This is a genomic window from Vibrio sp. 10N.261.51.A4, from assembly GCF_041471945.1.
In the GTDB taxonomy this organism is placed as follows: domain Bacteria; phylum Pseudomonadota; class Gammaproteobacteria; order Enterobacterales; family Vibrionaceae; genus Vibrio; species Vibrio crassostreae_C.
Genome location: NZ_JBFRPJ010000056.1, coordinates 1 through 13910, shown reverse-complemented (window position 1 = coordinate 13910; position 13910 = coordinate 1). Strand labels below are relative to the sequence as shown.

At 45.7% G+C, this 13910-nt stretch carries 11 protein-coding genes; 10 read left to right on the top strand and 1 reads right to left on the bottom strand.

Annotation, left to right across the window (positions count from 1 at the left end):
• Positions 1–686: 686 nt before the first annotated feature.
• From arcA to AB4384_RS13045, 8 genes are all read left to right on the top strand, one after another.
• On the top strand, positions 687–1910 hold the full coding sequence (gene arcA, locus AB4384_RS13080; RefSeq protein WP_017062724.1) for an arginine deiminase: 1224 nt from the start codon (positions 687–689) through the stop codon (positions 1908–1910).
• 73 nt (positions 1911–1983) lie between these two features.
• A complete protein-coding gene (arcC, locus tag AB4384_RS13075; protein ID WP_136981929.1) occupies positions 1984–2895 on the top strand; it encodes a carbamate kinase in 912 nt (303 codons plus the stop codon).
• 141 nt (positions 2896–3036) lie between these two features.
• On the top strand, positions 3037–4047 hold the full coding sequence (gene argF, locus AB4384_RS13070; RefSeq protein ID WP_372129648.1) for an ornithine carbamoyltransferase: 1011 nt from the start codon (positions 3037–3039) through the stop codon (positions 4045–4047).
• Positions 4048–4531: 484 nt separating this feature from the next.
• The gene (pyrB, locus tag AB4384_RS13065) at positions 4532–5461 is read left to right on the top strand and encodes an aspartate carbamoyltransferase (RefSeq protein WP_004729720.1); all 930 of its coding nucleotides are present in this window, start codon (positions 4532–4534) and stop codon (positions 5459–5461) included.
• 15 nt (positions 5462–5476) lie between these two features.
• On the top strand, positions 5477–5941 hold the full coding sequence (pyrI, locus tag AB4384_RS13060; protein ID WP_004729721.1) for an aspartate carbamoyltransferase regulatory subunit: 465 nt from the start codon (positions 5477–5479) through the stop codon (positions 5939–5941).
• A 326-nt stretch (positions 5942–6267) separates the two neighbouring features.
• Positions 6268–6756, top strand: coding sequence for an arginine repressor (locus AB4384_RS13055; RefSeq protein WP_017063664.1), 489 nt, complete (start codon positions 6268–6270; stop codon positions 6754–6756).
• 175 nt (positions 6757–6931) lie between these two features.
• Positions 6932–8779 carry a protein-disulfide reductase DsbD gene (locus AB4384_RS13050; protein WP_102333892.1) on the top strand — a complete coding sequence of 616 codons (1848 nt, stop codon included), beginning with the start codon at positions 6932–6934 and terminating at the stop codon, positions 8777–8779.
• A 212-nt stretch (positions 8780–8991) separates the two neighbouring features.
• Entirely contained in the window at positions 8992–9621 is a 630-nt protein-coding gene (locus tag AB4384_RS13045; protein ID WP_017062717.1) for a response regulator transcription factor, read from the top strand.
• Here the strand turns inward: AB4384_RS13045 and AB4384_RS13040 are convergent.
• The gene (locus tag AB4384_RS13040) at positions 9618–11369 is read right to left on the bottom strand and encodes a potassium/proton antiporter (protein ID WP_372129647.1); all 1752 of its coding nucleotides are present in this window, start codon (positions 11367–11369) and stop codon (positions 9618–9620) included. The genes AB4384_RS13045 and AB4384_RS13040 overlap by 4 nt on opposite strands.
• 426 nt (positions 11370–11795) lie before the next feature.
• On the opposite strand from AB4384_RS13040, the gene AB4384_RS13035 reads away from it, so the two are divergent.
• Positions 11796–12062 carry a DUF4212 domain-containing protein gene (locus tag AB4384_RS13035; RefSeq protein WP_010435433.1) on the top strand — a complete coding sequence of 89 codons (267 nt, stop codon included), beginning with the start codon at positions 11796–11798 and terminating at the stop codon, positions 12060–12062.
• Positions 12063–12072: 10 nt separating this feature from the next.
• The gene (locus AB4384_RS13030) at positions 12073–13776 is read left to right on the top strand and encodes a sodium:solute symporter family protein (RefSeq protein WP_017062715.1); all 1704 of its coding nucleotides are present in this window, start codon (positions 12073–12075) and stop codon (positions 13774–13776) included.
• Positions 13777–13910 lie beyond the last annotated feature (134 nt).

Here is a 13910-nt window from a genome sequence, read left to right as displayed (position 1 = left end):
AAAGTATGCTCCCGCCCTGAGCCAAGCTCAACTAAACTCAAAGCACTCGCAATAGAAGAATCAATCCTACTTTTAAACATCTAATTTTCTTGATGAAATAACACTCTATTTTCAACCATGATGTTTAAACAAATAGTTAGTCACTTATTAGCGTTAATTATATTTAAAGTAATTAATAGCCTAATAAACAGACGAGGATTAATGCCCTTTTCTATTAAAAAACACACTTAAACAGCCGATTTTAAAATGTGATCGCAACAGCTTTATTCGCATTTACTTTGTTAATAAACAATTAATTCCACATCCAAAATTAAATATCTAAATAAAAACACTGCATACTTCCAAGCTAAGTACACTCTTATCAATAAAACTATTCTGCATATAATCCCTCGTAAATTAGATTCTAGTAAGTTTCGTCAAAAAAGCGTGCATAAAGTTCCCTAACTGCTAACTATTTAGAATGTATTATTCATAACTGAAAGTGCATAAAGTTTGTTAAAACCCTTAATTTTAAAGGGCTGCGGGATAAAAAACGATTTGTGATAGATCTCTAAGAATACCTGACTAGCAGGCGTAATATTAATTCCAGACAAGAGATATGAATAAATAATTCATTCTTCTCAACTGAAAATAAATAATTACTCTTAGCGATAAAAGTAATTCAAATATATAAGAGAGAGACGATCATGAGTAAGTTCTATGTAGGTTCTGAAATAGGTCAATTACGCCGCGTTCTAGTTCACCGTCCAAGACGCGCACTGACTCACCTAACACCCTCTAACTGTCACGATTTACTATTTGATGACGTACTGGCTGTTGAACGTGCTGGTAAAGAGCATGACGCATTTACTCAAACGCTGCGTGATCAAGGTGTTGAAGTTCTTCTTCTTACAGACCTACTAGCAGACACGCTAGCAGTGCCAGAAGCGAAAGATTGGCTTTTGAATCATCAAGTTTCTGATTACCGCTTAGGCAAAACCTTTGCTAACGATGTGCGCTGCTACTTGGGCGACTTACCAAACCTAGAACTAGCAAAAATCCTAACGGGTGGTCTGTCTTACGCTGAGATGCCAATGAAATCATCTTCAATGATGCAAGGCATGCACGCACCAACCGACTTCATTATCGAACCGCTACCAAACCACCTATTTACTCGTGACACATCTTGCTGGGTATACGGTGGCGTATCCATCAACCCGATGGCGAAACCTGCTCGTCAACGTGAAACCAACCACGTTCGCGCTATTTACCGCTGGCACCCAACATTTGCTGGCCAAGACTTCATTAAGTACTTCGGCGATGAAGAAAACATCAGCTACGACAACTCAACCATTGAAGGCGGTGACGTTCTTGTAATCGGTCGCGGTACGGTTCTTATCGGTATGTCTGAGCGTACAACAGCACAAGGTGTTGAGCACTTAGCATCTAGCCTATTCAAACACGGTCAAGCGAAACAAGTTATCGCAATGCAGCTACCAAAACACCGCTCTTGCATGCACTTAGACACCGTTATGACGCACATGAACGAAGATACGTTCTCTGTTTACCCTGAAGTGGTGAGTAAAGACGTACAGTGCTGGAACCTAACTGGTGATGAGTCTGGCGCAGTGAAAGTGAAAGAAGAAGGCTACTTCGTAACAGCTATCGAAAAAGCACTTGGCGTAGACAAGCTAAACCTAATCACGACCGGTGGTGACAACTTCCATGCAGAACGTGAGCAGTGGAACGATGCAAACAACGTTCTAACGGTTAAACCTGGCGTTGTGATTGGCTACGAAGGCAACACCTACACCAATGAAAAATACGATAAAGCAGGCATCACAGTTCTTCCTATCCCTGGAGATGAACTTGGCCGCGGTCGCGGTGGCGCACGCTGCATGAGCTGCCCAATTGAGCGTGATGGTATCTAATCACTAAGACGAAAACGGCCAAGTTGAATGATCTTAAATAATCTCAGCTTGGCCAAAATGAGAGAACACAATTATGACTAAGCAAACTGTTGTTGTTGCACTCGGCGGTAATGCCTTACTTCGTCGCGGTGAGCCGTTAGAAGCCGATGTTCAACGCCGTAATATTGAAACAGCGGTTAAAACCATCTCTGAAATCGCGAAAGTGTACAACGTGGTTCTAGTACATGGTAATGGCCCACAAGTTGGTTTACTGGCTCTGCAAGGTTTGGAATACAAAAAAGTAAACCCGTATCCGCTGGATGTATTGGGCAGTGAAACTCAAGGCATGATCGGCTACATGCTGATGCAAGAGTTCAAGAACTACCTGCCTGACCGCAACATCTCGTGCATGTTGACGCAAATGACGGTTGATCCAAACGATCCAGCATTTGCGGATCCAACGAAGCCGATTGGTCCGATCTACGAAGAAGCAGAAGCGCGTGAGTTGGCGGAGAAATTCCACTGGATCGTCAAACCAGACGGCCAACACTTCCGTCGCGTTGTGCCAAGCCCACGCCCTACTGGCATTGTTGAGCACGAAGCGATCACCCAACTTATCGATGCAGGCCACCTAGTGATTTGTACTGGCGGCGGTGGCATCCCAGTGAAAAAAGAGAACGGCAAATTAGTGGGTGTTGAAGCGGTTATCGACAAAGACATGTCAGCGGCTTTCTTAGCGAAACAACTGGATGCGGATGCACTGCTTATTTTGACCGACGCGGACGCTGTTTACCTTGATTGGGGCAAACCGACTCAACACGCACTGCGCAGCACCACACCAAGTGAACTGGCGAAATTCGAATTTGATGCAGGCTCTATGGGACCAAAAATTGAAGCATCGTGCGAATTCATTCAGCAAGGCGGCAAAGTCGTCGGTATTGGTGCACTCGAAGATGGTTTGCAAATCCTGCAAGGCTTGGCGGGCACCAACATCACCAAAGATTAATCTACTCGCGAGCTTTTCAAACCTTGCGAGAAAACTGAATCACCGTTTGAACTGAAATTAATACACAAAAATTGAATCGCGCTTTCTTGAATTTTCTTTCCCTGTAACAAGAAAGCGCCTAAATCTAAGAAGGAATACATCATGGCTTTTAACCTACGCAATCGTAACTTCCTAAAACTACTAGATTTCACTCCACGCGAAATTCAACACTTGTTAGATCTTTCTATGGAGCTAAAAAAAGCGAAGTACAACGGTTACGAACAGCCAACACTGACTGGCAAAAACATTGCGCTTATCTTTGAGAAAACCTCTACTCGTACTCGCTGTGCATTCGAAGTAGCGGCATTCGACCAAGGCGCTCGAGTGTCTTACTTAGGCCCATCTGGCTCTCAAATTGGCCACAAAGAATCAATGAAAGATACCGCTCGCGTTCTAGGACGTATGTACGATGGCATTGAATACCGCGGCTTCGGTCAAGAAATCGTTGAAGAGCTCGGCGCTTACGCTGGAGTTCCAGTATGGAATGGTCTGACTGACGAATTCCACCCAACACAAATCCTAGCTGACTTCCTAACCATGACGGAATACGGCCGTGGTAAACAACTGCATGAAATCAGCTTTGCTTACCTAGGTGATGCTCGCAACAACATGGGTAACTCTCTAATGGTTGGCGCTGCGAAAATGGGTATGGACATTCGCCTTGTTGCTCCAAAACAATTCTGGCCACAAGAAGAGCTATTGGCTCAATGTCGTGAAATCGCAGAACACACTGGCGGCAAAATCACACTAACAGAAGATGTTCAAGAAGGCGTGCAAGGTTGTGACTTCCTATACACCGACGTTTGGGTATCGATGGGCGAAGCAAAAGAAGCATGGGCTGAGCGTATCAACCTAATGATGCCTTACCAAGTGAACATGGAAATGCTCAAAGCAACAGGCAACACACATGTGAAATTCATGCACTGCCTACCGGCTTTCCACGGCGAAGATACAACAGTCGGCAAACAACTTGCTGCTGAATATCCGCAGCTTAAAGATGGCGTAGAAGTGACGGATGAAGTGGTCGAGTCTGAATACTCAATCGTGTTCGATGAAGCAGAAAACCGCATGCACACCATCAAAGCAGTAATGGTTGCGACACTAGGCAGCTAATAAATTAAAAAGTTACGAAGTTAAAAAGTTAAGCACTCACTTGTTCGCAATACATTGACAAGTTAAGTGTAATGACAGGGAAATGCGGGTGGCGTTCTTGGGATTTTGACCTTGGATAAAACCCGCATTTTTTTCATGTACTAGATAAGATTATTACCTGAAAAAGCCTGAGATCCTCAGTTCCAACAAAGGCTTAAATAGAAGCTAGAAATGGATACTATTTCGCATAAAAATCCATTAAATGAATACTTTACAGAAAGTATTGCATGGCCTTTTTATCTGAGTATAATCCTCCGCAATTTGTCTGAAGAGAGCAAAAAATGAACCGCAATTCTGTCGCACATAATTGTCAAACTGCACGCCAAAGAGTGGCGGTGGTGTCATTTTTATTTTGCTCTATTGATCGTTTCGAAGCCTCCTATTTTTAGGGGGCTTTTTTTTTGTCCGCAATTTGACTGTATGCATAGAAAAAGGAAGACCCGTTATGGCGCATTCGTTATTTAACAAGCACATCATCTCCATTCCAGAGCTCTCTCGTGATGAACTGGAGCTTATCGTCGATACTGCTGCAAGACTCAAAGCAGAACCAAATCCAGAGCTGCTGAAAAATAAGGTGGTGGCGAGCTGTTTCTTTGAGCCGTCAACTCGAACTCGCCTTTCATTTGAAACCGCAGTTCAACGCCTAGGTGGCACGGTCATCGGTTTTGATAATGGCGGTAACACATCGCTGGCGAAAAAAGGCGAAACACTTGCCGATTCGGTGCAGGTGATCTCTTCTTACGTTGACGCCTTTGTGATGCGCCACCCACAAGAAGGCGCAGCACGTTTAGCCTCTGAGTTCTCTAACGGTGTGCCAATTGTGAATGGTGGCGACGGTGCCAATCAGCACCCAACGCAAACCTTGTTGGATCTGTTCTCGATTTACGAAACGCAAGGCACGCTCGATAACCTCAATGTGGCTTTCGTCGGCGACCTAAAATATGGCCGTACTGTGCACTCACTGACCCAAGCGCTATCAAAATTCAATAACGTACGTTTCTTCTTTATCGCGCCAGAAGTGTTAGCCATGCCGGATTACATTTGTGAAGAACTGGAAGAGATGGGCATCCAATACAGCACCCACAGCAGCATTGAAGAAGTGGTACCTGAGCTTGATGTTCTATACATGACTCGCGTACAGAAAGAGCGCTTTGATGCGTCAGAATACGCGCACATGAAATCGGCTTACATTCTAACGGCCGATACCCTGAAAGATGCACGCCAAAACATGAAGGTGCTTCACCCACTACCACGTGTCGACGAGATCACAACCGACGTAGATAAAACGCCACACGCTTACTACTTCGAGCAAGCTGAAAACGGTGTGTATGCTCGCGAAGCCCTATTAGCCCTAGTTCTAAACGACACTTTATAAGCAGGAGAAACAGTCATGGTTAAACAAACTCAGCTACAAGTAGAAGCCATTCGTAACGGCAGCGTCATTGACCACATCCCTGCTCACCTTGGAATCAAAATCCTCAAGTTGTTTAAATTGCACAAGACCGAGCAGCGCATCACCATGGGATTAAATCTGCCATCATCAGCGCTCGGCAACAAAGATCTGATCAAGATTGAGAACATCTTTCTGACTAAGGAACAAGCCAACCAATTGGCCCTGTACGCCCCGCAAGCGACAGTGAATCAAATTGAAGAGTACAAAGTGGTCAACAAGCTAACACTTGTGCTGCCAGAACAAATCAACAGTGTGTTCGCTTGCCCAAATAGCAACTGTATTTCGCACGGTGAACCTGTCGAAAGTAGCTTTAAAGTGCAGCTAAAACACGAAAACGTACAGCTAAAATGTCACTACTGTGAAAAAGTATTCTCTCGCGAGATCATGAGTGAAATTCGCTAACCCTTAGCGCCATTATCACGGTCTCCAAAGCACCCTAATACCGATGGATATTTATGCCAAACTTGGAATAAATATCCACTTAACAAAGAATAAAACTCCAAAATAAAAGCAATCAACTAGAATTTTATTTGGTGACCCCCTTCAAAAAGATAACTATTCTTTAGTGGTAGACTCAATGGATAGACGATCATACATCACGCATACCTTCCCTCTCTATTTCGGGATTCATCGGTAAGCCCTATTTAACAATCGTACTCTACGGCTTTGGGAGTACGCTCGGCGCTACGGATAAGCGATAACCACATATTGACCTTAAGGAGTTGTTCATGAACCCAATCACTGAGCACGGTTGCTTGTATTCAGCTGAAGATAAAACACTGACTGCAGCGTGCAAACGCTTACTACAACAACAAAGCTTCTCGACCCAAAATCAACTGCGAGAGAAACTTGTCGATATTGGCTATACAGGTATCAGCCAATCGACCGTCTCTCGTATTTTGTCACAGCTTGGTGTTGTCAAAATTCAGAATGCTTGCGGTAAAAAGGTTTACTGCATCACGGTTGAAAGTGCACCGGTTCGTGTCGATGCATCCATCTCATCGCAAATCGAATTCATCACTCATAACCAAGCGATGGTCATCGTAAAAACTCATCCAGGTTGTGCTCAATTAGTCGCAAGATTAGTCGATATCGACCCACATACTGAGATTATCGGCACCGTTGGCGGTAATGATACCGTGCTTATTATTCCAAAAGATACGATGAATATTGATGCTTGCGAACAAGTCGTAAAAGCACGCTTGGGTGTAGCTTAAATGTCTCTTTTACAAAGGCAAGTCACTCAAGTTGAATTGCAGCTCCCCACTCGATGACCCAATAAAATCGCTATCCCGCCTTAGGGGATATTTGTTTGCCGATGAAACTAATAGCAAACTATTACGGTCTGATTGAGTTAAGATACCTTCAACTCCATTTTGATGACTAAATAGTATGCGACGACTTGCCACATTACTTTTTGTTTGTGTTTCCCTATTCACCCAGCCTGCGTGGGCGCTATTTGGGAACGACAACGCCGAGCCAAGCTTCGGAGGCAATAACAATGGTTTTGTCCCTGTAGACCAAGCTTTCCCTTTCAATTACTACCAGCAAGACGACAAAGTCCTTCTCGACTGGCAAGTAAAAGAGGGCTACTACCTCTATCAACATAGCCTCTCGTTCACCGGGCAAAATCTCGCTATCGGTAATGTTGAATTAGAAGATGGTAAGCCGCACCAAGATGAATTCTTCGGTGAGGTGAGCATTTATACTCAGCCGTTATTCGTGCAAGTTCCTCTGCAGAGTTACCAAGATGGCTCACAGCTGATCGTTAAGTATCAAGGCTGTGCGGACGCAGGGTTCTGCTACCCACCAGAGACTCGTATCATCGACATTGAACCTTTCACAGCAACAGGTTCTGCTAATTCGCAAGGTAGTGACTCACAAGCTTCATCTTCTGCTGGCAACGAAACCGATGTTTCTACGCAACCAACATCTCCGAAAGCAGACGTTGTAAGTAACACGACTCAACAGCCAAATGCCCCTGTTTCAAAAGAAGCAGGCTTAGCCGATAAGCTCGGTGACAGTTGGTGGACCCCTCTATTATTCTTAGCACTCGGTGTTGGTTTAGCCTTTACGCCGTGTGTGCTGCCTATGTATCCGATTCTAACGGGTATCGTTTTAGGTGGTGGCAAACTCAGCCAAGGTCGCGCGCTGATGCTGTCCTTTATTTACGTGCAAGGCATGGCGTTAACCTACACCTTATTAGGTTTAGTGGTTGCTTCAGCAGGCATGCAGTTCCAAGCCGCTATGCAGCACCCTTACGTGCTGATCGCGCTGAGTGTTCTGTTCGTGGCGTTGGCAATGTCGATGTTTGGCGTTTATAACCTGCAACTGCCAAGCAGCATTCAAACTTGGCTCAACAATCAAAGCAATAAGCAGCAAGGTGGCAATACCTTGGGCGTATTCGCAATGGGCGCTATCTCTGGCTTGGTGTGTTCACCTTGTACCACGGCGCCATTGTCAGGCGCGCTGCTGTATGTGGCTCAGAGTGGCGACCTATTTACCGGTGCGATTGCTCTGTATGCATTAGCCATGGGTATGGGTATTCCGCTGATTTTAGTGGCGGTATTTGGTAATAAGCTATTGCCTAAAGCGGGCAGCTGGATGAACAAGGTGAAGATCGTATTCGGCTTTATCTTGCTTGCCGCGCCTATCTTCCTGCTAGAGCGCATCATTCCTGAATTGTGGGCAACCGTGCTTTGGTCTGGCCTTGGCTTCATCGCCTTTGGTTGGCTTTACCACAGTAAGAATGCACTGCCATTTGGTGGCTGGAAGCAAAGCGCTGTGGGCATCATTGCGATGCTTGGCCTGTTCGCATCAGCTCAACCTGCGCTCAATTACTGGTTTGCAGAAAAGAGCGTGACGGTAGAACAACACATCCAATTTGCACGCATCAACACGGTTGAAGAACTAGAAATCCAGCTCATCGAAGCGAAGAAACTCGGTAAGCCTGTGATGCTCGACTTCTACGCCGATTGGTGTGTGGCATGTAAAGAATTCGAGAAGTACACCTTCCATCAAGCTGATGTGGAAAACAAGCTTTCTGACTTCGTACTGCTACAAGCCGATGTAACGAGAAACATGCCTCAAGACATTGAACTGCTTAAACAATTACAGGTACTTGGCTTACCGACGATTGAGTTCTGGGATGGTGAGGGTAACCATGTTCCAAATGCTCGTGTAACCGGTTTTATGCCTGCCGATGTATTCTTAAAACACATGCAAAACCACCAGCTATAACGGCAATATTCACTAAAATATAAGCCGAATCGAAAGCCGCACCGCCCCTCCGTAACGAGATGGCAGTGCGGCTTTTTTGCTATTCAGAGTAACGCTTTCTTATTCCGGGGATAAAAGTCGATATGGTTCAGACTTTTAATGCATAGATATTGTCCACATACTCAATCAGGATGATAATAAATATTAACTAAATTGTTAAAAGTATGAACGTCATGGACTCGACCTATACCATCATCATTGCTGATGACCACCCTCTCTTTCGCAACGCCCTGTTTCAGTCAGTTCATATGGCGATCAGTGGTGCGAACCTGCTTGAGGCCGATTCTCTCGATGCCTTACTGACTCTGCTAAAGAAAGAAGGCGAGCCGGATCTATTACTGCTCGATCTGAAAATGCCGGGCGCCAATGGCATGTCAGGCTTAATTCAACTGCGCGCTGAATACCCAGATCTACCGATTGTGGTGGTTTCTGCCAGTGAAGATGCCAGCGTGGTCACTCAGGTGAAGAGCCACGGTGCGTTTGGCTTTATTCCTAAGTCGAGTGATATGCGTGAGTTGGTGAGTGCACTGAATCAAGTGCTGAATGGCGACCCGTTCTTCCCTGAAGGGCTTATCACCAATAATGCAGCGTGTAGCGACCTTGCAGAAAAGATTTCCACACTGACGCCTCAGCAATACAAGGTATTAGGGATGCTTTCTGACGGCTTGCTTAACAAGCAAATCGCGTATGAATTGAATGTTTCGGAAGCGACCATCAAAGCACATATGACGGCCATCTTCCGTAAACTGGATGTGAAAAATCGTACTCAAGCGGTTATCTTGCTACAAGAAGTCCACAATTAAGCTTCACTGATATCCTCTTCTAAAGTCGTCTTAGGTAAACATAAACCCAACCTGACGACTTTATGATCATCTATCTCTGCAACCACCCAAGTGATGTCATGCCACTCAAAGCTATCACCCAATACAGAGTGTGCGCCAAGCTCTTGAGCAACCAATTGTTTTAGCGTCATTTCTCGCTCTTCTTCCGAGCCAAGTTCAATACCATAACAATCACTCACTGCCGCAACTGATAGCTCAACATCCAAGAAGAAGTCACCAAAGAATCGTGCCGCCTCTTCTGCTAGAGGCGCCTCACTGAACAACGAACTTAAGCTGTCCAAATCTTTGTCTTGACCAAGCACACATAAGATATCGTTCGCCTCTAACACGGTGCTGCCTGATGGGTGAAGCATGGCATCTTGTCGAAACACTGCCGCAATGCGCGTCCCTTCTGGCATAGATAAGCGTTTAAGCGGCTCGCCGACACACCACTTCTCGTCTTTCAATTTGTAAACAAACATCTCCCACTCACTGGTCGGATAAATCTCCATACCGGTACGAGAAATCGGTGTTGGCGTCGGTGGTAAAGTCACTTGAGCGAGTCTTGCAACTTTCATCAAGCTACCGCCTTGAACAATCAGCGAAACCATAACCACGAAGAAGGCGATATTGAAATACAGCTGAGCATTGGGCAGGCCTGCCATCATCGGGAATACCGCTAAGATGATTGGTACTGCACCACGCAAACCTACCCAAGAAACAAACCAGCGTTCTTTGGTGGAAAAGCTTCTGAACGGCAGTAAACCCAACCAAACCGACAGCGGACGAGCAAACAAAATCATACCGAAGGCCAGTGCCAGCGCAGGCAGAGCAATGTCCATCAACGTTGATGGCGTCACCAATAAACCCAATACCAAGAACATCACGATCTGGCTTAGCCACGTCATGCCATCAAGAACATTAAGAATAGAGTGTCGAGAGCGCGTCGGACGATTACCAATGAACAAGCCCACTAGGTAAATCGATAAGATGCCGCTGCCGCCAAGCATGTTAGAGAACGCAAACAGCGCCACGCCCCCACTGAGTACCAGAATGGAATAAAGGCCATCAGCCAATTGTACTCGATTGATTAAGCTCCATAGAACCCAGCCGCCGCCAATACCAACAAGAGTACCGATACCAAACTGCATCGCAAAACTTTGCAGTAGGAAGTTCATTCCCATCTCAGCATCAGGCGTGCCCAACAGCGCAATTAAGGTTACCGTCAGGAACACCGCCATTGGGTCGTTGGTACCGGATTCAATTTCTAGGGTTGAGCCAACACGCTCATTGAGACTCTGTCCTTTCAGCAAAGAGAATACCGCTGCCGCATCGGTTGAACCAACAATCGCCCCGACCAAGATGCCCTGCATTAATGACAAGTCAAACAGCCAAGCCGCCATTAATCCGGTTAAGGTTGCTGTACATGCGACACCTATCGTCGCCAGCGAGAGCGAAGGCCAGAAAGCGACCTTGAAGCTCGCCACCTTGGTTCGCATACCGCCATCCAACAGAATCACGGCAAGCGCAAGGTTACTCACCAAGTAGGTCAGTGAGTAATCATCGAAATGAATATTACCGGGTCCATCTTCACCCGCTAACATACCAACGAATAAAAAGATCAAAAGAATCGGAACGCCCAATCGTGAGGACACTTGTGAGAAAAGCACACTGATGGCGATGAGCACCGCACCAGTTAAAAATAAGTGGTTGATAGTTATTGCGTCCAATTCGTTCCCCCAAAGAATAAAACTCAAGATATAAGCATGTTGATCTTCTGCCGTTTAGCAAGGCACGGTCGGTGAAAGTGCCGTTGTTACTATAACAAACTTATGTTTCGCTTCGTGTCATAAGCAGGGCTAAATACCGTTTCTCGGTCATTTAGTTGTTAAATTTTATGACTCGCAGTCTAATTCATCCCTTTTTGTTAGACCTTTGGCTAATTTAACAACATTGCAACATCACATTTTTCTATGGTTATATCTCCTAGCTCCCATATTTCAGTACATTAGCGCTAATACCATCCCGACTAAAGTTGCACAGATCCCTTGACTTATCCTTGCTACATTCTAAATCGTAACATTACGTTAACACGCTATTTTACAAAACGGTTTCACAAAAACAGTTTCTACGAAAACGGAATAAAGGAGAAGGCAATGGCGTTCGAATCTACGGAACATGCTCAAGCCTACTGGAAGGAAAACTTGGGAATTATGGGAACACTGCTCGCGGTCTGGTTTGCGGTGTCTTACGGCGCTGGCATCTTATTTGTGGATGCCCTCAATACCGTTCAGTTTGGCGGGTTCAAGCTAGGATTTTGGTTCGCTCAGCAAGGTTCGATATACACCTTCGTGGCGCTGATATTTATTTACGTTGTCCGCATGAATGCGCTCGACAAAAAATACAACGTACAGGAAGACTAGAGGCTAGAACATGGATATTCAAACTTGGACGTTTATTCTCGTCGGTATTACTTTCGCGGTATATATCGGCATCGCAATCTGGGCTCGTGCAGGGTCTACTAGTGAGTTCTACGTTGCTGGCGGTGGTGTACACCCAGTAGCAAACGGCATGGCGACCGCCGCTGACTGGATGTCGGCAGCATCATTCATCTCAATGGCAGGTATCATCTCATTCGTTGGTTACGACGGTGCGGTTTACCTAATGGGTTGGACAGGTGGTTATGTACTACTTGCGCTATGTTTAGCACCTTACCTACGTAAGTTCGGTCAGTTTACGGTTCCTGATTTCATCGGTGAGCGTTACTACTCGAAAACGGCACGTATGGTAGCGGTATTCTGTGCAATCTTCGTATCGTTTACGTACGTTGCAGGCCAGATGCGTGGTGTGGGCGTTGTATTCTCTCGTTTCCTAGAAGTTGATATTAACCTAGGCATCATCATTGGTATGGGTATTGTGTTCTTCTACGCAGTACTAGGTGGCATGAAAGGCATCACTTATACGCAGGTAGCTCAATTCTGTGTCCTCATTTTCGCCTTCCTTGTTCCAGCAATCTTTACCTCAATCATGATGACAGGTAACCCACTTCCACAAGTTGGTATGGGCTCTACGCTATCAGGCACAGATGTTTACCTTCTTGATAAACTGGATGGACTGACCGAAGAACTCGGATTTACCGCCTATACCGAAGGTAACAAGAGCATGGTAGATGTATTCTTCATCTGTGCGGCTCTAATGGTCGGTACTGCGGGTCTTCCACACGTAATCATTCGTTTCTTCACGGTACCAAAAGTACGTGATGCTCGTATCTCAGCGGGTTGGGCACTACTGTTCATCTCATTGCTATACACAACAGCACCAGGCGTTGCAGCATTCGCTCGTGTAAACATGATCGAAACAATCAACGGCCCTGACATGCAAGGTGTCGCTGCAGCGGACGCACCAAGCTGGTACAAAAACTGGGAAAGCACTGGCCTAGTAGGTTGGGAAGATAAGAACGGCGATGGCAAAATGTTCTACTCGGGCGATGAGCGCAACGAGATGAAGATTAACCGTGACATCATCGTACTGGCTTCTCCAGAGCTAGCGAAACTACCAAACTGGGTTGTAGCACTGCTTGCAGCCGGTGGCCTAGCAGCCGCACTATCAACAGCCGCGGGTCTACTATTGGTCATCTCAACGTCGATTTCACATGACTTGTTGAAGAAAGGCTTCAGACCAAACATGACCGACAAGCAGGAGCTGTTAGCCGCTCGTCTGGCAGCCATGGTCGCGATTGTCGGTGCCGGTTACTTAGGTATTAACCCACCAGGCTTTGTAGCACAGGTAGTAGCGTTTGCCTTCGGCTTAGCCGCAGCATCCTTCTTCCCAGCGATTATCCTAGGTATCTTCTACAAGAAGATGAACAAGGAAGGCGCAATTGCAGGTATGTTGTCAGGTATTGCCTTCACAGCAAGCTACATCATCTACTTCAAGTTCATTAACCCAGCAGCAAGCACACCTGAAAACTGGTGGTTTGGTATCAGCCCAGAAGGCATCGGTACGCTAGGTATGTGTCTAAACTTCGTAGTATCGATTGCTGTAAACAAAGTAACTGCTGAAGTACCACAAGATGTACAAGATATGGTTGAGAACATCCGTTACCCGAAAGGTGCAGGTGAAGCTCACGACCACTAAGCACGACCATTAAACAAAGATGTTTAGCAAAAAATGAATCAGTACTTACATTGTAGGGATTAGGTACTGACTCCAGAAAGCCGATACTTCGTGTATCGGCTTTTTCTTTTTCTGTGTCCCGTCCTGAAATGTGT